Origin of the sequence: Jeotgalibacillus sp. R-1-5s-1 (assembly GCF_004405105.1) — a bacterium.
Lineage (GTDB): Bacteria > Bacillota > Bacilli > Bacillales > Jeotgalibacillaceae > Jeotgalibacillus.
Map to the genome: position 1 here is coordinate 45,747 of NZ_SORW01000024.1, position 21,250 is coordinate 66,996.

General features: G+C 46.5%; 19 protein-coding genes and 3 tRNA genes. 19 read left to right on the plus strand and 3 right to left on the minus strand.

From position 1 onward, the window contains the following. Nucleotides 1-80: 80 nt before the first annotated feature. Nucleotides 81-1,121: a potassium channel family protein gene (locus E2491_RS10700; protein WP_134375642.1), complete on the minus strand. Its 1,041-nt coding sequence runs from the start codon at nucleotides 1,119-1,121 to the stop codon at nucleotides 81-83. Nucleotides 1,122-1,295: 174 nt separating this feature from the next. On the opposite strand from E2491_RS10700, the gene E2491_RS10705 reads away from it, so the two are divergent. The 11 genes from E2491_RS10705 (at nucleotide 1,296) to E2491_RS10755 (ending at nucleotide 11,539) form a co-directional block, all read left to right on the plus strand. Further along, a tRNA-Glu gene (locus tag E2491_RS10705) sits at nucleotides 1,296-1,370 on the plus strand. Between the two features lie 29 nt (nucleotides 1,371-1,399). Next, a tRNA-Asp gene (locus E2491_RS10710) sits at nucleotides 1,400-1,475 on the plus strand. A 4-nt stretch (nucleotides 1,476-1,479) separates the two neighbouring features. Beyond that, a tRNA-Phe gene (locus tag E2491_RS10715) sits at nucleotides 1,480-1,552 on the plus strand. A 399-nt stretch (nucleotides 1,553-1,951) separates the two neighbouring features. Beyond that, nucleotides 1,952-3,370: a M23 family metallopeptidase gene (locus E2491_RS10720; protein ID WP_166805850.1), complete on the plus strand. Its 1,419-nt coding sequence runs from the start codon at nucleotides 1,952-1,954 to the stop codon at nucleotides 3,368-3,370. A gap of 934 nt (nucleotides 3,371-4,304) precedes the next feature. Then, nucleotides 4,305-5,015, plus strand: a complete 711-nt coding sequence (gene yycF / locus E2491_RS10725) for a response regulator YycF (protein ID WP_134375644.1) — start codon at nucleotides 4,305-4,307, stop codon at nucleotides 5,013-5,015. A 6-nt stretch (nucleotides 5,016-5,021) separates the two neighbouring features. After that, the gene (gene walK / locus E2491_RS10730) at nucleotides 5,022-6,869 is read left to right on the plus strand and encodes a cell wall metabolism sensor histidine kinase WalK (RefSeq protein WP_134375645.1); all 1,848 of its coding nucleotides are present in this window, start codon (nucleotides 5,022-5,024) and stop codon (nucleotides 6,867-6,869) included. Continuing rightward, on the plus strand, nucleotides 6,866-8,188 hold the full coding sequence (locus tag E2491_RS10735) for a YycH family regulatory protein (protein ID WP_166805851.1): 1,323 nt from the start codon (nucleotides 6,866-6,868) through the stop codon (nucleotides 8,186-8,188). The genes walK and E2491_RS10735 overlap by 4 nt, the downstream gene beginning before the upstream one ends. Then, complete coding sequence (locus E2491_RS10740; RefSeq protein WP_166805852.1) at nucleotides 8,175-9,044, plus strand: two-component system regulatory protein YycI; 870 nt, start codon at nucleotides 8,175-8,177, stop codon at nucleotides 9,042-9,044. Before E2491_RS10735 ends, E2491_RS10740 begins: the two co-directional genes overlap by 14 nt. 6 nt (nucleotides 9,045-9,050) lie before the next feature. After that, nucleotides 9,051-9,848, plus strand: a complete 798-nt coding sequence (locus E2491_RS10745; RefSeq protein ID WP_134375683.1) for an MBL fold metallo-hydrolase — start codon at nucleotides 9,051-9,053, stop codon at nucleotides 9,846-9,848. Between the two features lie 522 nt (nucleotides 9,849-10,370). Further along, nucleotides 10,371-10,946: a hypothetical protein gene (locus tag E2491_RS10750; RefSeq protein WP_134375648.1), complete on the plus strand. Its 576-nt coding sequence runs from the start codon at nucleotides 10,371-10,373 to the stop codon at nucleotides 10,944-10,946. Next, nucleotides 10,943-11,539, plus strand: coding sequence for a peroxiredoxin family protein (locus E2491_RS10755; protein ID WP_244093939.1), 597 nt, complete (start codon nucleotides 10,943-10,945; stop codon nucleotides 11,537-11,539). Before E2491_RS10750 ends, E2491_RS10755 begins: the two co-directional genes overlap by 4 nt. A 264-nt stretch (nucleotides 11,540-11,803) precedes the next feature. On the opposite strand, the gene E2491_RS10760 is transcribed toward E2491_RS10755, so the two are convergent. Further along, complete coding sequence (locus tag E2491_RS10760; RefSeq protein WP_134375649.1) at nucleotides 11,804-12,259, minus strand: GNAT family N-acetyltransferase; 456 nt, start codon at nucleotides 12,257-12,259, stop codon at nucleotides 11,804-11,806. Between the two features lie 139 nt (nucleotides 12,260-12,398). On the opposite strand from E2491_RS10760, the gene E2491_RS10765 reads away from it, so the two are divergent. Together E2491_RS10765 and E2491_RS10770 are read left to right on the plus strand one after the other, a co-directional pair. Next, entirely contained in the window at nucleotides 12,399-13,616 is a 1,218-nt protein-coding gene (locus E2491_RS10765; protein WP_134375650.1) for a S1C family serine protease, read from the plus strand. A gap of 187 nt (nucleotides 13,617-13,803) precedes the next feature. Further along, the gene (locus E2491_RS10770) at nucleotides 13,804-13,968 is read left to right on the plus strand and encodes a CxxH/CxxC protein (RefSeq protein ID WP_134375651.1); all 165 of its coding nucleotides are present in this window, start codon (nucleotides 13,804-13,806) and stop codon (nucleotides 13,966-13,968) included. A gap of 648 nt (nucleotides 13,969-14,616) precedes the next feature. Here E2491_RS10770 and E2491_RS10775 read toward each other — a convergent pair. Then, nucleotides 14,617-15,111: a peroxiredoxin family protein gene (locus tag E2491_RS10775; protein ID WP_134375652.1), complete on the minus strand. Its 495-nt coding sequence runs from the start codon at nucleotides 15,109-15,111 to the stop codon at nucleotides 14,617-14,619. A gap of 577 nt (nucleotides 15,112-15,688) precedes the next feature. On the opposite strand from E2491_RS10775, the gene E2491_RS10780 reads away from it, so the two are divergent. The 6 genes from E2491_RS10780 to E2491_RS10805 all read left to right on the plus strand — a co-directional run bounded on the left by E2491_RS10780 (nucleotide 15,689) and on the right by E2491_RS10805 (nucleotide 21,225). After that, the gene (locus tag E2491_RS10780) at nucleotides 15,689-16,264 is read left to right on the plus strand and encodes a glycerol-3-phosphate responsive antiterminator (protein ID WP_134375653.1); all 576 of its coding nucleotides are present in this window, start codon (nucleotides 15,689-15,691) and stop codon (nucleotides 16,262-16,264) included. Beyond that, nucleotides 16,261-17,376 (plus strand): ABC transporter ATP-binding protein, encoded by a 1,116-nt coding sequence (locus tag E2491_RS10785; RefSeq protein WP_134375654.1) that lies wholly within the window; start codon nucleotides 16,261-16,263, stop codon nucleotides 17,374-17,376. The genes E2491_RS10780 and E2491_RS10785 overlap by 4 nt, the downstream gene beginning before the upstream one ends. A gap of 77 nt (nucleotides 17,377-17,453) precedes the next feature. Continuing rightward, nucleotides 17,454-18,308 (plus strand): carbohydrate ABC transporter permease, encoded by an 855-nt coding sequence (locus E2491_RS10790; protein ID WP_371414473.1) that lies wholly within the window; start codon nucleotides 17,454-17,456, stop codon nucleotides 18,306-18,308. Between the two features lie 26 nt (nucleotides 18,309-18,334). Then, nucleotides 18,335-19,117: a carbohydrate ABC transporter permease gene (locus tag E2491_RS10795; protein WP_134375685.1), complete on the plus strand. Its 783-nt coding sequence runs from the start codon at nucleotides 18,335-18,337 to the stop codon at nucleotides 19,115-19,117. 14 nt (nucleotides 19,118-19,131) lie between these two features. Further along, nucleotides 19,132-20,472 (plus strand): ABC transporter substrate-binding protein, encoded by a 1,341-nt coding sequence (locus E2491_RS10800; protein WP_134375656.1) that lies wholly within the window; start codon nucleotides 19,132-19,134, stop codon nucleotides 20,470-20,472. A gap of 18 nt (nucleotides 20,473-20,490) precedes the next feature. After that, nucleotides 20,491-21,225 (plus strand): glycerophosphodiester phosphodiesterase, encoded by a 735-nt coding sequence (locus E2491_RS10805; protein WP_134375657.1) that lies wholly within the window; start codon nucleotides 20,491-20,493, stop codon nucleotides 21,223-21,225. Nucleotides 21,226-21,250 lie beyond the last annotated feature (25 nt).

The window sequence follows — 21,250 nt, forward strand, 5'->3', positions numbered from 1 at the left end:
TGTATTTATTATACATGAATTTGACTGAATCATTTGAATTCAGCGACGCAAACATAATAAAAAGCCGGAAAAAATCCGGCTCAATCAATCGTTTCATATAAAACATTCAGCTTTTTAAATGTACTGTCTTCGCAAATAATGTACAAAAGGTCGCCTTCATTCAGCTTCTTTTTGTTGGCATCCCGGAAATCCATATCCTCATTAACGGCAATCAGTACAGCCCCGTCATCAAGCAGTTTCTGGGAAGCATCACGATATGTATTCCATGAAGACTTCGCTTTTATCACATAAATGTTATTGCCAAACCGTTTGCTTAACAACTGTCTGAAGATCGATGTTGTGCCCGGCTGCAGTGTTGCTTTCGCCATCAGCAGGGAAACCGAATCATCCGACAGAATAAAATCATCAACCCGGATATGATTAAATTTCGAAATGTGACGTTCCTCACTGATTTCAACAACAGTCTGAATATCGACATTATGCGTGACAGACAATGCCTCCACTGCTGATGCGACCAGCAGACTTTTTCCGTCACATAAAACCGGATTATCAATTCGCGGATCCGAAAAAATAGCGACCCTTTTTGCCTCCAGAATATTGGCCTTCAACAGTGTCCGCTCTTCAGACGGGTCCCCGCTGATAAAATGAACCCCATCATGTGTGATCGGCGTTTCTGGAAGATCTTCAATCAGCACAATGGGCGCTTTACTATTGTGATAAAGTACTTCATGAATCGCCTGTTCTGTTTTTTTAGACCATCCGATATAGACATAATGTCCATTTTTCTTATACACAAGCTTTCCCTCCTTTTTAAGTCGCTGATAGGTGCTTGCCCCTTCCACGATTTTTCCGATCAATACCCCGATGAGTCCAATTCCAAAGATAAACAGAAAAATACCGACCAGACGCCCGGCAACGGTCACAGGAAAGAAATCACCATAACCAACAGTCGTTAACGTTGTCATCGTCCACCAGAAGCTGTCGAAAAGGGTAGGAAACGTTTCCGGCTCAATGAAATAAACAGAGAACGTTCCGAATAAAATAATCAGAAGGGATAATAAAGAGATAAATTTAAAATTAAGCTCTGACAGCTGTTTCCACAGCCTGAAAAAAATCTGCATCGTTCATCCCCCTCTCTTTTTTAAAAAAATGGCTTATTAAAATGGTACAGATAAAATGTAAAAAGTACCATACATTTTACAAGAAAAAAGTTTGTCATCTTTTTTTAAAAAAAGATTGTCATAGTAAAAATGTTTGTGGTATAGTTAGATTCGTTGCTAAGGAACACGCACGATGGCCCGTTGGTCAAGCGGTTAAGACACCGCCCTTTCACGGCGGTAACACGGGTTCGAATCCCGTACGGGTCACCACTATACATACTTATCTTCTAAAAAAACAAGGTCCCGTGGTGTAGCGGTTAACATGCCTGCCTGTCACGCAGGAGATCGCCGGTTCGATCCCGGTCGGGACCGCCATTTAGGCTTTGTAGCTCAGTTGGTAGAGCAATGGACTGAAAATCCATGTGTCGGCGGTTCGATTCCGTCCAAAGCCATTAAGATACGCTGCTGGTGCGGTGTATCTTTTTTATTTGCCTGAAAATAATCTTCTGACAGGATACATGTCCACTTATTGTTTTATAAACCTCGCTATCCACCTATAGACTTTTTCCTCAATTAGTAAATAACGCCAAGCTTGTTACATTCCCTCTCTTACAATCTTTAAACATCACAAAATCATAACAATTGCATGTCATTCAACGAATTGACATACATCAATCGACTGTTAAAGGTGACTATTGAAGCGTTTTTAAATGAAAACGAATGGTATGGCTGAAAGCGCTTATTTTACAATTAAGCGACAGCCGTTGTCCTCTATTAAATCTATGGTACATTTGGGAGGCGTGAATTTTGGCGCATCTATGAACCTTAATTTCTTTACGGAGGACAATAGAATGAAAAGATCAATGCCAGGCGAAGGCCTGATTCCTTTAAATAAAAGACCGTCAGTTAAGCTTTTTGCTGCCGGTGTTATTTTATCTTCTTCACTCGTCGGATTCGGAAAGCCTGCACAAGCAGAAGAAGAGGGATTAAGTATTATTTACCATGTATACGCCGGAGACGAGTATATGGGCATGGTAGAGGATGAACAGCTCATCATGGAATGGGCTGAAGAGGAGGAAAAGAAGCTCGAGTCTTCAAAGGAGCTTGAGGTCGCACACAATATAACGATGATTCCTGAACACGTCTTTCATCCGGAGACAAATGATCGTGATATCCTGAATCAGGTGAAGCAATCAGCTGATTTTGTCACAGAAGCAAAAGCATTAAGCCTGAACGGTCATGCGATTGCGTATGTAAAAGATGACAAGGAAGAAAAAGAAGTGATCCGTCAGCTTAAATTAAGCGCTGTATCAAAAGAAGAACTGGCAGCCTATGAAAAAAAGGATAGCAGCGGAGAACTGAAACCTGGAGAAAGCCGGATTAATTCAATTACCATTGAAGGGCTTGAAGAAGCTGAGGACATGTCTGTCACACCTGAAAGTCTCTCCACTCCTGAAAAGGCAGCAAAAAAGCTTCTCGCAGGAACGAAAGCTGAAGTGGAACACGAGGTAAAAGAAGGCGAGACAAAAGACCAGCTTCTAAAACAATACAATATGAAAGAAGAGACGTTCGATCAGTTGAATCCAAATCTGGATGAACTGAAAGAAGGGGACATTGCAAAGGTTCAGGAAGCAATTCCCGGCCTTCAGGTAAAGGTGGAGAAAGAAAAACGCGTTAAAGAAACGATCGCGCATGAAGAACAGGTGAAGGAAGACGACACCATGCTAAAAGGCGAATCCCGCGTAGAGCAGGAAGGCCGGGATGGGGAAAAGGTCTTCACCCAGGTCATCAGTGAAACAAATGGAAAAGAAGTATCCAGCGACATCACAGATGAAGAAGTAACGCGTGAAGCGAAAAATCATATCGTAGTCAACGGAACGAAAGAGATTCCTTCAAAAGGAACCGGAACATTTGTGTACCCGACAAATGGCGGCTACATTTCAAGTCACCAGGGACCAAGATGGGGAGATTACCATAAAGGGATCGATATCGCCCAGCCGGACGATTACACGATCAAAAATGTAGATAACGGCGTCGTTGTTTCAGCTGGTCCTGACGGCGATTATGGAAATAAGGTCGTCATCGATCACAATAATGGCGTGCAAACAACATATGCTCATCTTGCCGAAATCCACGTAACACCTGGACAGGTCGTTGCGCAGGGTGAATCCCTTGGGATCATGGGAGATACAGGGTTCTCAACAGGTATCCACCTTCACTTCGAAGTACATGTGAACGGTCAGCTTGTAAACCCGATGGATTATTTATAAAACAGCATAAAGTTTAATGGTTTGAAAAAGCTGTTTCCATATTTGAATGAGGAATATGGGGACAGTTTTTTTTTTGTTTAAAGATGTATCTTGGATGAAAATCTGGAGAGTTGTCAAATACATGGTAAGAGTTGTTGAATAAAGCGGAATTGTTGTCAAATACGATAAAGAGTTGTCAAATAACAGGGGGAAGTTGTCAAATAACTGAAAAAAGTTGTTAAATAGCCTGCCGGCTCACCGCGCGGCTGCGGAGAGGAGGGGGATTCAGGAACGGTTCTTTTTATATACTGATTCGTTTAATGATTTTTCAGCACAAATACATTTCCCGGGAAATGTATTTGTCGATAAATGATGAAAAAAGTGGAGGAACACAAAAAGGCTATTTTCGAATAGGGGTTGTTCACGAAAGTGACCAAGTTTGAAGTGAAAGTGTCCAAGTTGAACTTAAAAGTGACCAAGTTATGGCAATAAGTGTCCAAGCTCAGTCCGAAAGTGACCAAGCTAACAGCAAAAGTGTCCAAACCCCAGTCCGCCTCCGCTTTTCTTGATGTCTAGCTCCGGCACCTAGCCCCTCGAGGTCATAAGCCAAAAATGAACGAGGGTAAAGAGCAACCCTCTTTTCATTTTCGTCTTATGCTTGTCGGGGCTGAGCAAGGCGCCTCCGCTTTTCTCGATGTCCAGCTCCGCCGGGCAGGGACTAGCAAACTTCCCGTCCTCTCGTTCGATAAGTCAACATCGGTTCACTTCGTTCACCGTGTTTCCTTTATCTTCGTCGAGGCCAGTCCAGTTTGTACGTCCCTAACCGCCCGCCTCCGCTTTTCTTTTGTAAATAAGTGAAATATCCACCTTAACGTGATACATTTACTATAGTAGATTGTAAAAAAATTAAAACACTCTTATAAATTGATCATGAAGCTAAAGGAGATTAGTGAACATGGATAAAAAGATTCTAGTTGTTGATGATGAGAAGCCGATTGCAGATATTCTTCAGTTTAATTTAAAGAAGGAGGGCTATGAGGTTCATTGTGCTTATGATGGTGATACGGCTGTTGAGATGGTCGAGGAAATCAAGCCTGATCTGATTCTTCTTGATATTATGCTGCCGGGACGTGACGGGATGGAAGTTTGCCGTGAGGTCCGCAAAAATCATGAAATGCCGATTATTATGCTGACGGCGAAAGACTCTGAGATTGATAAGGTACTTGGTCTTGAGCTTGGTGCGGATGACTATGTGACGAAGCCGTTCAGTACGCGTGAGCTTGTGGCGCGTGTAAAAGCGAACCTTCGCCGTCATCAGGCGCTGAAAGGTCAGGCAGAGGAAGAGAACCTGACGAATGAAATTACGGTTGGTGTGCTGACGATTCATCCGGATGCCTATATGGTGACAAAACGCGGTGAGACGATTGAACTGACGCATCGTGAGTTTGAATTGCTGCATTATCTATCGAAGCATATTGGACAGGTTATGACGCGTGAGCATTTGCTGCAGACGGTTTGGGGTTATGATTATTACGGCGATGTGCGTACGGTTGACGTAACGGTTCGTCGTCTGCGTGAAAAAATCGAGGATAATCCGAGTCACCCGCTGTGGATCGTGACGCGCCGCGGCGTCGGGTATTATTTGAGAAATCCGGATCAGGAGTAGGATTGAATGAGGAAGGTCAATTTTTTTCAATCAATACATTTAAAGTTTGTATTGATTTATGTACTTCTTATTGCACTCGCAATGCAAATTATCGGCGTCTACTTTGTGCGTGAGCTCGAGGAGACGCTGATTGATAACTTTAAGAATTCAGTCGTGGACCGTCTTGATCCTCTGGAATACACGGTTGCGCAGGAAATCAGCAGCAGCCTTTCCGGAAACCGGTCGGAAGATGAACCTACACTGCAACAGTCCATCCGCCAACTGCTGGGTGGACTTAATTCTGAGGATATTGAAGAAGTACAAATAATTGATACAAGAAGCCGTATTTTAGGAACTTCAGATGACAGCAACCAGGCGATTGTCGGACAGCGGACCACAAGTAACGACCAGGTGCAGGAAATTCTGTCCAATGATACGGATCTTCAGCAGGAAGAAACGTATATGGATCAGGGGAACCGCGTCTGGGTGCTTGCCCAGCCGATCATCACTGATCAGGGAGAGACGATCGGGGTCATCTGGGTCAAATCACAGATAGAAAATGTGTATGAGCAGATGGATGAGATCAATGAGATTCTGGCAGGTGGAACCGCAATTTCCCTTGTCATTACAGCGATTCTAGGTGTGCTGCTCGCCCAGACGATTACCCGTCCGATTGCCGCAATGAGAAGTCACGCTGTTGATATGGCAAAGGGGAATTTCTCCCGTAAAGTAAAGGTGTACGGTCATGATGAAATCGGGCAGCTTGCGATCACGTTTAACAATTTAACGAAAAGATTGCAGGAAGCGCGGGCGACTACAGAAGCAGAGCGGAGAAAACTGTCGTCTGTCCTGAGCTACATGACAGACGGGGTAATCGCGACAGATCGCCGTGGAAGGGTTATTTTGATCAACGATCCCGCTGCTGCGATGCTGAATGTTTCACGTGAAACAGTGCTGTCAATGTCACTTCCTGAAGTGCTTGGCATCGAAGAAGAGTATTCGGTTGATGATTTGTCTACTCAGACAGATTCCCTCATTTTGAACTTTGGAACGGATGCGAAGCCGTATATTTTACGTGCGAATTTCTCCGTTATCCAGAAGGAAACAGGGTTTGTAAACGGTCTGATTACCGTGCTGCACGATATTACCGAGCAGGAGAAAATCGATGCAGAGCGCAGGGAATTTGTAGCGAACGTATCCCACGAGCTGCGCACCCCGCTTACAACGATGCGAAGCTATCTGGAAGCCTTATCAGAAGGCGCGTGGCAGGACCAGGAGATTGCCCCGCATTTCCTTGAGGTGACCCAGACGGAAACCGAGCGGATGATCCGCCTTGTAAACGACCTTCTTCAATTATCTAAAATGGACAGCCGGGATTACCGGTTGAACAAGGAATTCGTGAACTTTATCAACTTTTATCAGCGGATTATCGACCGTTTTGATATGGGACGTTCTCAAAACGTCACGTTTAAAACGAAGCTTCCACAGGAGCCGGTGTATGTTGAGATTGATACAGATAAAATGACGCAGGTGCTTGATAACATCATTTCCAATGCACTGAAGTATTCACCGGAAGGCGGACAGATCCGTTTTAAAGTGGAGCTGAAAGAGCGTGAAAAGGAAATGGTCGTCAGCGTTTCCGATCAGGGGGTCGGCATTCCGCGTGAAAACCTGAAAAATATATTTGAACGTTTTTATCGTGTAGATAAAGCAAGGACGAGACAGCTTGGCGGTACGGGACTCGGTCTTGCCATTGCCAAGGAGATGATCACCGCCCATGAAGGACGAATCTGGGCATCAAGTGTGGAAGGAAGAGGGACAACCATTTACTTCACGCTGCCGTATGACCCAACAAGTGAGGATGAATGGTCATGAGGATCGAATTATTCAAATCAATCTTATTGACGCTGCTCGTAGTCTTAAGTGGTCTGTTAACATGGAATGTCTGGTCGTATCAGCCATCTACCGAAACGTTTGAAGCACCTACAACGATTGACGTGGCGATTAGCGAAGAGCGGGATATTGATGATCTGATCAAGCCGCTCAGATTTCTTGTGCATGAAGAGGAAGCCGTCTATGGCGCATCTGCTGCTAGTGAAGTGGAGACCCTGCTGAGTCAGATGACGGACTGGAGTATTTTCAGCATACGTCAGAACACCTCGCTAAATGAAGAAGAGTTTTTAAATCTTGTTCACGGTCCGAACCGGATCGAAGTCGTGTTCCCGGTCAGTGTTCCATTCAATACGTATCAGGATGTCCTGCGATTTGAAGACAGTAATCTGCCGCAGGACAGCTTCAATAGAATCGTCATTGATGTTGCTGCGAGGGACGAGTCTACGTTTACCGTTTACTTTGTTCATTATGAAAACAGGGTTGTGTATGAATCGCGTGTCGACCGTGACAGTCTTGCTGCTGTAAACAGGGATATTGTAGTTCCAGCCTCAGAAAAATATATGGCTTACGCACGCTATGATACAGGTCAGCGGGCCATTTTTGTGCCGGCTAACCGCCTGACGCCACAGCAATACGGTTACCGGATGGAACGGATTGATATTGAACTGTTCAGGCAGGCACTGTTTTCAAACCCGGACGATATTAACTATAATTCACTCGCTTCATCGAGAGAACAGTACGTCGACAGCTCCAACCTGCTTGAAGTTAACAACAACACAAACATGATGAGCTTTGTAAACTTGAGTTCGGATGGCGCCACAATCATTGATTCAACTGAGCTGATTACAAACAGCCGCCGCTTTGTGAACGATCATAGCGGATGGACGGGGGATTATTATCTTGCAAACCTTGATCCGATGAATCAGCAGGTCACATACCGTATGCAAATAGGCGGGGTTCCGATTTTCAGTGAGGATGGCGTTTCTGAGATTAATCAGGAATGGGGAAGTACGATCATTCATAAGTACAGCCGTTCATTCCTTCAGACACAATTCCCACTTCCAACGGAGTCAGCGACTAAAACACTGCAGCCGGGTCTTGATGTCATCAGCCAGATTCAATCACGTGAGGAAGACTATGAAGCTGAGCTGTTAGAAGATGTTACACCTGCCTACAGGATGATCAGGGATTCTCAAAACGCACTGACCTACACCCTTGATCCATCCTGGTACTATAAATATGATGGCGTCTGGAAACGCGTTCCGGAGCAAGGGGGAGGGGATCCGATTGGATTGGAGTAAAACAAAAACCATTTTTATCGTGGTCTTTCTCATTCTGGACGTCTTTTTATTCTTTTTATTTCTGCAGAAATATCAGGATACACAGAACAGCCAGCTGCCACAGCTCTCTATTGCTGATCAGATTGAGGAAGAAAACATTACGATCAGCAGTGAGTTGCCCGATCTCGATGACAGCAAACCGTATTTAAATGCGGAATCCTACCGCTTTTCAGCAGAGGAAGTGTCCAATCTTGCCGGGCAAAACGCGACAGTGCGTAATAACCGCATTCTCGAGTCGAGTCTGAATACACCAGTCGATATTGAGGATCCTGAAAATCCTGAAGAGCTGACCAATCTTTTAGAAGAATTTGTTCTGTACGGTGAGCAATACCGCTTCAGGGATTACCGCGAGGAAGAAAACGAGATTGTCTACTTTCAATATTATGAAGACAGTACGCTTTACTTTAACGTTAATGCCCAGCTGGTTGTCACGTTAAACGACCAGCAGCAGGCAGTCAGCTATACCCAGACGTATTTATCATCTCTTGAAACCTTCTCGACTGAGCAGGAACTGATCACACCGGGTGATGCACTTGAATCGTTTTATGGATCAGGTGTCGTTGAAGCTAATTCACGGGTGACAAACCTTGAAATCGGCTATTTCCCGTCGTTTTTACAGGCCGGGAATAATGATGACAGCGTAACAGGCGACGTTCAGGTACTCACACCTACGTATAAAATGACGATTGAAAATGGAGAAGGCAGTCAACGGGATCTGTTTATTAACGCCGTTGACGACAACATTTACGATATGAGCCAAGTCAACTTGGACTTTGACCAGCTCGATGAACAGGAAAACGACGAATCAACGGAGTGAAGCATGATGACAATGCACATGAGTGTACTCGCAAGCGGCAGTACCGGAAATGCGATCTATATTGAAACAGAAGAGCATTCCTTCCTGGTCGATGCCGGCTTAAGCGGAAAGCAGATGGAGGGCCTCTTTGAAAAAATCGGGCGCTCCGCTGACCGCCTGAGCGGAATCCTGGTCACCCATGAACATAGTGATCATATTAAAGGGCTTGGCGTATTAGCCCGCCGCTATAAGCTGCCCATTTATGCAAACGAAAAAACGTGGAACGCGATGGAGCCCCTGATCGGAAACGTTCAAACCGATCAGAAATTCATCTTCCCGATGGAAACGGTAAAATCATTTGGCGGGCTGGATATCGAATCATTCGGCGTCTCACATGACGCGGCAGAGCCAATGTTTTACGTCTTTCACCAGGACGGCAAAAAACTCGTCCTCATGACCGACACAGGCTACGTCAGCGACCGCATGAAAGGCATCATCAAAGGAGCTGACACCTACGTCTTTGAAAGCAACCATGACGTCGGCATGCTCCGCATGGGCCGCTATCCATGGAGCGTCAAACGCCGAATCCTGAGCGACGTCGGCCACGTCTCCAACGAAGACGCAGCCGTAGCCATGAGCGAAGTATTCAGCGACAACACCAAACGCATCTATCTGTCCCATCTCTCAAAAGACAACAACATGAAAGACCTCGCCCGCATGAGCGTCACCCAGACACTCGAAAGCTGCGGCGTGCGAGTGGGGGACACTTTCGATCTGTACGATACCGATGCATCAATCCCGACCGAGCTATACAAAATCGTCTAGGGGACGGAGCGCCTGTGCCATTTTTGATAAATGGGCAGGTGCTTTTTTTGTTGGTGATGGTGGGTTCGCAGGGTTTTGTGCGAGGTTCGCGGAATGTTGCGTGTGTTTCGCAAGATATGGGGTGAGGTTCACAGAATTCCGGGGGACTTTCATCAAATTTTAGCCAAGGTTCGTAAGGTTGGGACGTTTGGCATCGTTCGGCGGAGACCATCTGTTAGCCAAAATCATCAAGGGCCCCGGCCTGCGCCGGGTTTTTTCATGAAAGTGACCAAGTTGAGCGCGAATGTGTTCAAGCTGAGGGTGAAAGTGACCAAGCTGGCGAAGAAAGTGACCAAGTACAGCCCAAAAGTGTCCAAGCTCGCCGAAAATGTGACCAAGTACTTCGTCCACCTCCGCTTTTCTAATTTCCAAAACCTTTGTGACATCAGGCAAACTCGGTTTATTTTCGGGCACAATGAAGTAGACTGATAGGAGGAGAAATAGGAGGAGGGGTATGGGATCGAGTGGTATAATATTGGGGCATTGATTATTTCGTCGACTCAGGTCAGCCTTCTGGTTGCTTTTACAGTTGCCTGGTGGTCGATCAGGCGGGTGGAACGGCAGCTGGCATCGACGGTTTCGAATTTGTTTTTTACGTTTGTGCTCGTCTGGAAGTTTTCAAGTATTCTTATTTATTTTGATTATGTGCGGCAGACACCGATGGCCGTGCTTTATTATAACGGAGGAGAGTGGGGATTGCGGCTGGCTGTGTTGGCCGTTTTGATTCAGCTCTTCTTTTACGGCAAAAAGTATTCGCAGATCAGCAGCCTGGTTTTTCCGGCCTGGCTCGTGCTGCTCACGTCTCTTGAAGCGGCTAAGCTGATTCAGGCTGCCGACACGGTTGCGGATGCTCTTTTAGCGGGTGTGTTTCTGGTCCTGCTCGTACTGATCTGGCCAAAAGAAAACCGCTTTTTAAATGGATATATGCTAGTCGCCATCCTGATTTTCCAATGGATGACGGTTTGGGTAAATGGAGATTTTTTCACTGAAGGTTTATTTTACAGCGGTCTGTTCAGTCTGATTGTGTTTGTGCTGTATCGAAGGAGGAAAAGAGTATGATTCCACGTATCATTGCGCTTGCGGGAGTGGGCGTGCTGGTGGCGTTGCTGATTATGAATGTGATAAACGATCAAAAAGAGCGTGAGGAGCGGCAGGCATTAATGGAGCAGTATTCTGTGATGCCGGCTGACAATGAAACGGCCCAGCCGGTTGAATCCACTGGTGCGCTAAAGGAAGGTCAAGCGGTGCCGGATGTCCAGGCACCAACGCTTGACGGCGACATTATTGCGTTAAAGGACCTTCGCGGTAAAAAAATCATTCTGAATTTCTGGGCAACCTGGTGTCCGCCATGTATGGCTGAAATGCCACATATGCAGGATTATTATGAAGGGATGGCCAAAGAACAGAACGTCGAAATTTTAGCGGTAAACCTGACAAGTAAGGATAATGGAATGGATAAAGTGCGCAGCTTCGTACAGGATTATGAGCTCACATTCCCGATCTTACTTGACGATACAGGACTGCTCGGCGAAGAATTTCAGGCGTATTCGATCCCAACCACGTATTTAATCGACGAGGAAGGCATCATCCAGCGCAAGCTGATGGGGCCGATGGATCAGGATATGATGATTGAAATGATGGGTGAGATCTGATCAACGTCCGGCTGGAGCGCCGGGCGTTTTTTAAATGGGGCGTGTGGTTTTGAAGGAATGATTTTTTCAAAAGAAGGATTGCTGGTCAGCAGTGAAGGAAATCAACCCTTGAAACGAAGGAAAAAAGAGACGCATCCGGGCTAGTGAGGGAATGAAAATCCGGAAAGAAGGAATCTCATTTTCAAAAGCCTGAATGAACATGTCAAAAGCCCGAATCACTTACCACAATGAAGGAATCCTGCAAAACGCCTCGTCCCGCCTCCATCAATCCAGCCGCTTCTCCACCACCTCACGTAAAACCTCAAATCCTTGATGGCGATAAAACGCAGCTGCGTCCCGATTCGAGCTCCAGTAATCCAGCTGAACCCTGTCAATGCCCCGAACCCGCGCAGCTTCTTCTACTTTCCCAAGTAAAAGCGCGCCGTAACCTTTTTTCTGATGTGCAGGCGAGACGCTGATCTGGTGCACATACACATAAGAAACCTCTTTTTTAAACGCGTTGGCTTCCCTGCGGCGGATTTCAAACCAGACAAACCCTGCATCCCCATCGAGCACATACATCTCATGCTCTCCATGCTCAAGAATCCTGGCAAATGCATCCCTCATCGCTTCAAATGAATAAGGCACAAATAAATCAGGATGCAACTCAACATGTAAATCATGAACCGGTTTATTTAAAGATGCGATTAAATGCACATCTGTCGTTCGTTTCAGCATCATCGTTCCCCCAATAAAACAGTGTTTTTTCAAGTATAGAGCATTTTCTTAAAAAATTTAGCCGTTTTTCATCTAATTTTCATTTTCACCTTTTATACTGTGAACCATAGAAAACAAAATATTGATGAAAGGGATGAAACACATGGGCTACTATGATGATCAGGAAACCCGGGAGCGCATGTCCCGTAAAAAAAGCGGCAGCAAGGCAGGTTACTTTTTATCTAGCCTGTCCGGACTCATCGTCGGAGCGCTTTTAGTGACACTGTTAATGCCAATGATGGGGAATGGCGGCTCACCGGCTGTCAATAATACATCCTCAGGAGACGGCACACAGAGTGCACAAACGCAAAATGTTTCCTATGATGTCTCATCAGACGTGACCTCAGCCGTTGAAAAAGCCGGCGGAGCAGTCGTAGGTGTCACCAACCTGCAGTCCGGTCAAAGCCTCTTTGGCGGACAATCCGGTGAAGCAACAGAAGCCGGTACCGGTTCAGGTGTTATTTATAAATCTGAAGGAGACGTTGCCTATATCGTGACGAACTATCACGTCATCGAAGGCAGCGATCAGGTGGAAGTCACACTCGCTGACGGCACAAAAGAGGAAGCACAGGTGCTTGGAGGAGACCAGTGGACAGACCTTGCTGTACTGCAGATCAGCAATGAAAATGTAGATACAGTAGCTGAATTCGGAGATTCACAGGCGCTGAAGCCGGGTGAACCGGTCATTGCGATCGGAAATCCATTAGGCCTTCAGTTCTCAGGATCTGTGACAACAGGAGTCGTATCCGGTGTTGAACGGACAATCCCGGTTGACATCAATCAGGACGGCGCTGTTGACTGGCAGGCAGAAGTTATTCAAACTGACGCTGCGATCAACCCTGGTAACAGTGGTGGCGCACTCGTCAACATTCAGGGTCAGCTGGTCGGCATCAACTCAATGAAAATTGCCCAGTCATCAGTAGAAGGAATCGGCTTAGCCATTCCGATTGATATGGCGGCACCAATCATTGAAGATCTTGAAACTCAAGGTGAAGTCCTTCGCCCGACAATGGGTATCACACTTTATGACCTGGCAAATGTTTCAGTTGCTCAGCGTCAAAGCGAGCTGAACCTTCCAGAAGAAGTTGAATCAGGCGTTGTCATTCAGCGTGTTGTTCCTGATTCAGCAGCCGCTGCAGCAGGACTTGAAGACTTTGATGTCATCGTTGAAATGGATGGCAAGAAAATCAACAATAGCGTTGAACTTCGTCAGCACCTTTACACTGAAAAAGAAGTTGGCGACGAGCTTCAAGTGAAAGTTTATCGCAACGGTGAAATGCAAGAGTTTACTCTCACCCTCACAGACGATGCAGATCTGTAAAAGGTGAGTTCATATAGATGCAAGACCATAGATAGTGAAACGTCCAACTCTACTATTTTTTAAGCCTATTTTGTCTCATGGCAGGAACGCCTCCACCGTTCCTGCCTCTTTTTTTATGCTTTTATCATGCGCTTCATTTTTTTATGCTAAAATGAGAGATCGGAAATTTGAAGAAGGCGGTGAAAAAATGAAGATCTATTGCTGCCAGGAACACGTTGAGCTTGCCCTCGATGTTTTTGTGGATGAACAGGAAAGTTACCCGGATTTAAAGACAGTGGATAACCCGGCCGACTTGTCCACAATCTGTGAATATTGTACTGAACGTGCCATATATATTGTGGAGAACACATGATCCCATACGAAATGTGGATAGAAATTGTGGATATGTGTATAACTTTTGTGGATAACCTGTTTATAATGGGTGAATAACTGTGAGCCTCCATTCATTTTCTGTTCATCAAAATCCTTCCACTATGGACAAGAAAGCGCTTATATCAACGTTTTCCGAGCGCTCGCTCGACAAACCCGGTGCGAAATTAGCGAAAAATTAGGCTAATTTGTTGTCCACATGTGGATTAATTTGTTGTTTGGTTGAATGTTGTGGATGGTAGTATAAAACCGGGCCGGACTCATCCTACGCTTTCCTTTGTCTAGCTGCGGCGACTAGCCCCTCGAGGTCATAAGTCCAAGATGAACGAGGGCGAAGGGCAGCCCTCGTTTCATCTTCACCTTATGCTTGTCGGGGCTGGACGAGTCGCCTCCGCTTTTCTATGGGCCGGGCGGTGAACCCCTTGTGCTTCGCACAAGGGGTTCACCTGTCCCTTTCCGCCATAGGAGTCTTCGGATGAGTCCGGCCCTTTGGGTTGATCTTAATTGGAACGAGGTTAAAAGAATAAAACTAAAGTCAAAAGCTTATGAACCGAGTTGTTTAGTTATATAAAAAGGGATGTCCGCTAATGAGGCTGGACATCCCTTTTCATTATTATTTTAATTCAGTCGACTATTTCAGGTTTTTTTGAATGTAACGGATTGTTTTGCGTAGGGCTTCGGCATCCGGGCGGCCGAATGGTCCGCTTTGGCGGTGCTGGAACAGGACGTGTCCTTCTTCATCTAATATGAAGTAGCCTGGCTCGCCATGTTCTCCGTGGTCTTCGTAAGGTGCGTCTTCTCCGTGATAAAACACGCCATACGCATCAAATACTTCATGTTTTTCGTCAGATAGCACTGGGAATTTAAGTTCGTATTCCTGCTTAAAGGTCGATAAATTTTCGTTCGTGTCTGTTGAAATCGCTACAACGCTTACATTATTTTCAGTGAATTTAGAAAGATGATCGGAATACTCTTTTAAATCCTCCTGGCAGACCGGGCACCATGAGCCTCTGAAAAAGACGATCAGCTGCCAGCCGTTTCGTTCGTTTTCTAGAGAGTAAGTTTCACCAGTTGTAGATGTCAGTTCAAAATTCGGGGCTTTCTCGCCCAGTTTAAAAGTTTTCATCGTGTAACGCCTCCTAAATTTGTCAGCATAGTGTGTGAATACCCTTTTACTGGATGCGTAAACAGATGGAGATGCCTGGATGTTTTTTGTGAAAGTGTCCAAATAAACTCTAAATATGTCCAAGTAACCCCGCAAAGTGACCAAGTCCCCCATCCTTTCACAAGCGAAGCGTCCAGCCTCCAGACTTTAGGTACCAAAAAGCACTCAGAGCCCCGGCGTGCGCCGGATTCTTTCAGAGAGTGGTTGAATAACCGCGAAGAGTGGTTAAATAACCTCAAAAAGTTGTCTAATCCTCATAAAAAGTAGTCAAATAACCAAAAGAGTTGTTAAATCCGCACGCAGAGTGGTCAAATCCCCACCTCCCTTTTATTCCTTAACACAACATTTTCAAATCTCATACAGCTTCTTCATATTCTCTTAATATTCCTCATTTAAAGTAAGTGGTGTGAACGACAAGTGAATAGCAGTCCGGTATGACTTAGGAGAACCATAAAAACGAGAGACAGACGACATCGGCCTCTTTATGTTTTTATGGATTTTTTTATGCTCAAATGCCGGGGAAAAGGAGTGGGCAAGTATGTTTTTAGAAAGAGTGAAAGAATCTCAGGTGATCGCATCGATCAAGGAACCGAAGCAGCTTGAAGCCTTTATCGAGACGGATATTAAGGCAGCCTTTTTACTGTTAGGAAATGTCACGGTGATTAAACGATACGTTGATTTTTTAAAAGAGCATGACCGGGATGTGTTCTTACATATTGAGAAAATTCCGGGCATCAGCTATGACCGCGAGGGTTTAAAGTTTATTGCGCGGCATGTGAAGCCGACGGGGATTGTGACAACGAAGTCCTCTCTCGTCGCAGCAGCACAAAAGGAAGGTCTTATTGCGATTCAGCGTCTGTTTTTAATTGATTCAGATGCCTTGAAATATGGGCTAGAGAGTGCGGAAAATATTCGCCCGGATTTTCTTGAACTGATGCCGGGTGTGGTCCCGCACATGATTGAGCACGTCAAAAAGAAAACGGATATTCCGATTATTACAGGCGGGCTGATTCAAAACAGAAAGCAGATGATCAGAGCGGTGGAAAGAGGCGCAACGGCTGTATCAACCGGCCGTACGCATTTATGGAAGCCGCTGACGGAGGTGGTTCGATGAGAAAGGTTGAGCTGAAAGGATTAACGAAATCCTATGACGGAAAACAGGACGTGTTAAAAGCAATTGATGTCACGATTGAGCCGGGCGAATTCTTCGTTCTCGTCGGGCCATCGGGCTGTGGGAAAAGTACGATGCTGCGGATGATCGCAGGGCTTGAATCCATCACAGCAGGAGAGCTTGCCTTAGATGGCAAACGCGCCAATGCCCTTTCGCCAAGTGATCGCGACCTGTCGATGGTATTTCAGAATTACGCCCTCTATCCGCATTTAACAGTGGAGCAGAATATCACATTCGGACTTCACGTGAAAAAAATCTCTAAAAAAGAGCAAAAAGCGCGCTGTGAAGAGGTTTGCGCAATGCTTGGGCTCACCGATTATATGAAGCGCAAGCCAAAGGAACTCTCAGGCGGTCAGCGGCAGCGAGTTGCGTTAGCGCGTGCAGTCGTTACGCAGGCTCCGCTTTGCCTGATGGATGAGCCGTTATCAAACCTTGATGCGAAATTAAGAGCAAAAATGCGCTCAGAAATCCGCCAGCTTCAAAGAAAGCTCGGTATCACGATGATTTATGTCACGCACGATCAGACTGAGGCGATGACGATGGCGGACCGGATGATGATTTTATCAGGTGGGGACGTACAGCAGATCGGCCGTCCGCTGGATGTGTACAACAATCCGGCGAACACCTTTGTCGCATCCTTTATCGGATCGCCGCCAATGAACTTAATTGAAGCTGAAATTTCCGATTCTGTATTGGTCGCAGATGGACACTGGATGACACCCATCACAGCTGATATGAAAGCGAAGCTGCAGACGGATAAAGTCACGCTCGGTGTACGTCCGGAGCACATTTCACTGGCCAAAGACAGCGAGCCGGGCTTCCTTGTTCAGGTCGCAAACGTTGAGGTGCTTGGCACGGAAACGCTTGTTACATTCGATTTTGGCGAGGACACACAGTGGATCGCAAAATGGAACGGACAAAGCGATATCCAGCCTGGTGCACAAATCCGCATTGCAGTCGATGACCATCACTTAGCCCTGTATTCAACTGAAACAGGAGAGCGCATCTACTGTCAGGCGTCTGAACAGGCAGCTGAAAAGAAGGTGTCGTCATGACTGTGATTCGACAGGAAGCGACAAGTGGATCGACAGGTGACTGGCACCTCGAACGTAAGCGCGCCTGGTCAAACTGGATGACTGGCATGATGTTTCTGCTGCCATCGCTGATTTTGTTTGGTGTGTTTTTGTTTTACCCGATGGTCCGTACGGTGTATTTGAGTTTGTTTTTGACGGATTCGCAAGGGGTTCCGGTGGTGTTTGTGGGCTGGGAGAATTTTGTGAATTTGTTTCAGTCGACGAGTTTTCAGCTGAGTGCGAAGGCGACGGCGCTGTTTGTTTTGTATACGGTGCCTGCAGGGATTGTGCTTGCAACGGCGCTTGCGATTTTGGCGAATCAGAAGCTGCGCGGCATCGGGCTGTTTCGCACGATGTTTTCAGCGACGATGGGTATGAGTGTGGCGGCGTCTTCTGTGATTTGGATGTTTTTATTTAACCCGTCGATCGGTTTATTTAACCGGATTTTGGCGGCGCTCAATATTCCGGGTGTGCAGTGGCTGCTTGATCCGCAGTACGCACTGCTGTCTGTTTCTGTAGCGACGATCTGGATGAATACAGGCTTTGCGTTTCTCATCCTCCTTGGCGGGCTTCAGAATATTGATCAGTCCTTATATGAAAGTGCGCGGATTGCCGGGGTGAGCGAGTCTTATAAGCTTCGTAAAATAACGCTGCCGATGCTGTCACCAACGCTGTTTTTCGTGACGACCGTATCGCTGATCAACGCATTTCAGACGTTTGGACAGATTGATTTGTTAACGCGTGGCGGCCCGATGGAATCCACGAATGTCATTGTGTACTCCATTTATAAAGACGCGTTTATTAACTACAACGTAGGATCTGCGAGTGCGCAGGCTGTGCTATTGTTTGTAGCCGTACTGATTGTCACTGTGCTTCAATTCAAAATCGGTGAAAGGAAGGTGCACTATCAGTGAGCATTGGAAAAAAAGTTTTACTCTATATGGCGCTCACCGTCTCCGGACTTGTGATGGTGTTCCCGATTCTTTACGCCTTTTTAATAAGCTTTATGCAGGGTGGGGAAGTGCTGCAGGGCTCTTTGTGGCCGGAAAGCTTTTCACTCGCCAATTACTTTTCCGCTTTTGAGCGGGTGCCGCTGTTGACGTATTTATGGAACAGTCTCGTTGTCTCTGTGCTGATCATGGTCGGACAGCTCGTGTTATGCAGTCTAGCCGCGTTTGCGTTTGTATTTATTGAATTTAAAGGACGTGAATGGATTTTCTATCTGTTTATTTCCACGATGATGATTCCGTGGGAAGCAACGATGGTACCAAACTTCCAGACGGTGCAGTCGCTTGGCTGGCTCAACAGCTATGCAGGGCTGACGATTCCGTTTTTTGCGATGGCTTTTGGGACGTTTTTACTCAGACAGCAGTTCAAGACGATTCCAAAGGAGCTGTATGAAGCCTCACAGATCGCCGGAATCAGCAAGTTGCGCTTTTTCACAGGAGTTGTCCTGCCAGTTGCAAAAACGACGATCACAACTTTAGCGATTTACAGCTTTTTAACCGCATGGAATATGTATTTATGGCCGCTTCTTGTGACGAACAATGAAGCAAACCGGACCGTTCAAATCGGCCTGAAGCAGATGCAGACCCAGGAAATTGCAAGTGACTGGGGCGTTGTCATGGCGGGTGTGGTCATGGTCATTTTACCAACGTTAATTCTCTTATTTGCAGGACAAAAACGACTTCAGGAAGGCCTCACACAAGGGGCGCTAAAATAAGGAGGAAACAATCAATGAAAAAGCTTTGGATCGGTTCAACGGCAATGGTACTTCTTTTAGCAGCATGTTCTGGTGAAACAGAGGAATCTGTGGAAACAACAGATGCAACGGCTTCCACTACAGAAGACGGGAAAACAGAGGTTGTATTCTGGCACGCGATGAGCGGAGAGCTTGAAACAGCGCTGAACACACTTGTAGATGACTTTAACGCATCCCAGGATGAGTACGAGGTTGAGCCAGTATTCCAGGGAACGTACGAGGAAGCACTGACAAAGCTGAACACAGTTGCCGGCACAGACGAATCTCCAGCGATGATGCAGGTATTTGAAGTTGGTACGAAATTCATGATCGACTCCGGTCATATCCAGCCGGTTCAGGATTTTATTGATGAAGAAGGCTTTGATACATCGATCTGGGAAGAAAATATCACAAACTATTACAGTGTAGACGGCGTTCAATATTCAATGCCATTTAACTCATCAACACCAGTCCTCATTTATAATAAGGACGCATTTGAAGCAGCAGGTCTTGATCCTGAGAAAGCACCAATGACCTACAGCGAGCTAAAAGAGGCTGCAGAAGCGCTGACAACGGATGCTCAAAAAGGCTTCTCAATTCTAAACTACGGCTGGTTCTTTGAAGAGATGGTCGCTGCTCAGGGCGGACTGTTTGTCAATGAAGAAAACGGACGTGCAGGTCAGGCAACAGAGGCTGTTTTTAACGGAGAAGAAGGACTGAACGTATTCAACCTGATCAAAGACATGTATGATGAAGGTACGTATTATAACTCAGGCCAGAACTGGGATGATATGCGTGCAGCATTCCAGTCAGGCGCAACCGCGATGATTCTTGACTCTTCTGCCGGGGTAAAAGGCATGATCGACAACGCACCATTTGAAGTAGGCGTTGGATACCTGCCAGTACCGGACGATGCAGAGCGTAACGGTGTCATTATCGGTGGTGCATCCCTTTGGATGGCTGACGATATCCCGGCTGAACAGAAGCAGGGTGCATGGGAATTCATGAAGTACGCATCATCAGCTGAAGTACAGGCACAGTGGCACGTAGATACAGGATACTTCGCAATCAACCCGGCTGCTTACGAGGAGCAGATCGTGGTAGACCAGTGGGAGCAGTACCCGCAGCTGAAGGTAACCGTTGATCAGCTAAAAGAAACACAGGCGAACGCAGCAACAGGCGGCGCGTTGATCTCTGTATTCCCTGAAGCAAGACAGCGTGTTGTTAACGCGATGGAAAGCCTGTATCAGGGAACTGACCCTCAGGAAGCACTTGACCAGGCAGTAGAAGAAACAAATCGCGCACTTGAAGTAGATGCGGCGAAATCAGGAAACTGAACACAGGGAGGAACCTTCATGACGAACCTTTACGCCCACCGCGGCGCAAGCACAATGTGTCCGGAAAACACGATGGCTGCCTTTAGACAGGCCGTCCGTGAAAAAGCAGACGGAATTGAAATTGATGTACAGCTTTCAAAGGATGGAGAAGCCGTAGTCATTCATGACGAAACCGTTGACCGCACCACAAACGGCACAGGTGCAGTAAAGGATCTCACTGTGATGGAGCTGAAGAAGCTCGACGCCGGCAGCTGGTACAACGAAGCCTGCGCTGGAGAAACCATCCCTCTTTTAGAAGAGGTCTTAAAATGGATTGCCAAAACCAAACTAACGTTAAATATCGAACTGAAAACAGATGTGGAGCCGTATCCGGGTATCGAGCAAACCGTCCTGGACGCAGTGGAACGTCACGGGCTGGAGGAGCGGGTCATCCTGTCCTCCTTCAATCCAGATACACTCCGCCGGATCCGTGAGCTCGATCACGCAGTCTCAATCGCGGTTCTCGTCTGGGATAACGTGGACGGCGTCGTCAAAATGGCCCGTCGCCTCGGTGCTGACGCCATTCACGCCCGCCCGGACTTCATGCGCACCGCAGAAGCCGCCCGCGCAGCCGCATCAGGCCTGCCGATCCGGCTTTATACGGTCAATGAGCCTGAAGACCTTGAAGGCATCGCGCTTTCAGACGTTGACTCACTCTTTACCGACGCCCCGTCGCGTTTGCGAAAAGAACTGGCCGCAGTTTCAGTTGAATAATCGTGTTATGAAATAGACCTGGTCC

Bases quoted from the DNA above. Each gene is read 5' to 3' on its own strand.
- E2491_RS10760 (WP_134375649.1), bottom strand. From the start codon at position 12,259: ATGATGCTGAAACGAACGACAGATGTGCATTTAATCGCATCTTTAAAT.
- E2491_RS10770 (WP_134375651.1), top strand. From the start codon at position 13,804: ATGAAGATCTATTGCTGCCAGGAACACGTTGAGCTTGCCCTCGATGTT.
- walK (WP_134375645.1), top strand. From the start codon at position 5,022: ATGAGGAAGGTCAATTTTTTTCAATCAATACATTTAAAGTTTGTATTG.
- E2491_RS10800 (WP_134375656.1), top strand. From the start codon at position 19,132: ATGAAAAAGCTTTGGATCGGTTCAACGGCAATGGTACTTCTTTTAGCA.
- E2491_RS10765 (WP_134375650.1), top strand. From the start codon at position 12,399: ATGGGCTACTATGATGATCAGGAAACCCGGGAGCGCATGTCCCGTAAA.
- E2491_RS10755 (WP_244093939.1), top strand. From the start codon at position 10,943: ATGATTCCACGTATCATTGCGCTTGCGGGAGTGGGCGTGCTGGTGGCG.
- E2491_RS10805 (WP_134375657.1), top strand. From the start codon at position 20,491: ATGACGAACCTTTACGCCCACCGCGGCGCAAGCACAATGTGTCCGGAA.
- E2491_RS10795 (WP_134375685.1), top strand. From the start codon at position 18,335: ATGGCGCTCACCGTCTCCGGACTTGTGATGGTGTTCCCGATTCTTTAC.
- E2491_RS10780 (WP_134375653.1), top strand. From the start codon at position 15,689: ATGTTTTTAGAAAGAGTGAAAGAATCTCAGGTGATCGCATCGATCAAG.
- E2491_RS10735 (WP_166805851.1), top strand. From the start codon at position 6,866: ATGAGGATCGAATTATTCAAATCAATCTTATTGACGCTGCTCGTAGTC.
- E2491_RS10790 (WP_371414473.1), top strand. From the start codon at position 17,454: ATGACTGGCATGATGTTTCTGCTGCCATCGCTGATTTTGTTTGGTGTG.
- E2491_RS10775 (WP_134375652.1), bottom strand. From the start codon at position 15,111: ATGAAAACTTTTAAACTGGGCGAGAAAGCCCCGAATTTTGAACTGACA.
- E2491_RS10745 (WP_134375683.1), top strand. From the start codon at position 9,051: ATGACAATGCACATGAGTGTACTCGCAAGCGGCAGTACCGGAAATGCG.
- yycF (WP_134375644.1), top strand. From the start codon at position 4,305: ATGGATAAAAAGATTCTAGTTGTTGATGATGAGAAGCCGATTGCAGAT.
- E2491_RS10700 (WP_134375642.1), bottom strand. From the start codon at position 1,121: ATGCAGATTTTTTTCAGGCTGTGGAAACAGCTGTCAGAGCTTAATTTT.
- E2491_RS10785 (WP_134375654.1), top strand. From the start codon at position 16,261: ATGAGAAAGGTTGAGCTGAAAGGATTAACGAAATCCTATGACGGAAAA.
- E2491_RS10720 (WP_166805850.1), top strand. From the start codon at position 1,952: ATGAAAAGATCAATGCCAGGCGAAGGCCTGATTCCTTTAAATAAAAGA.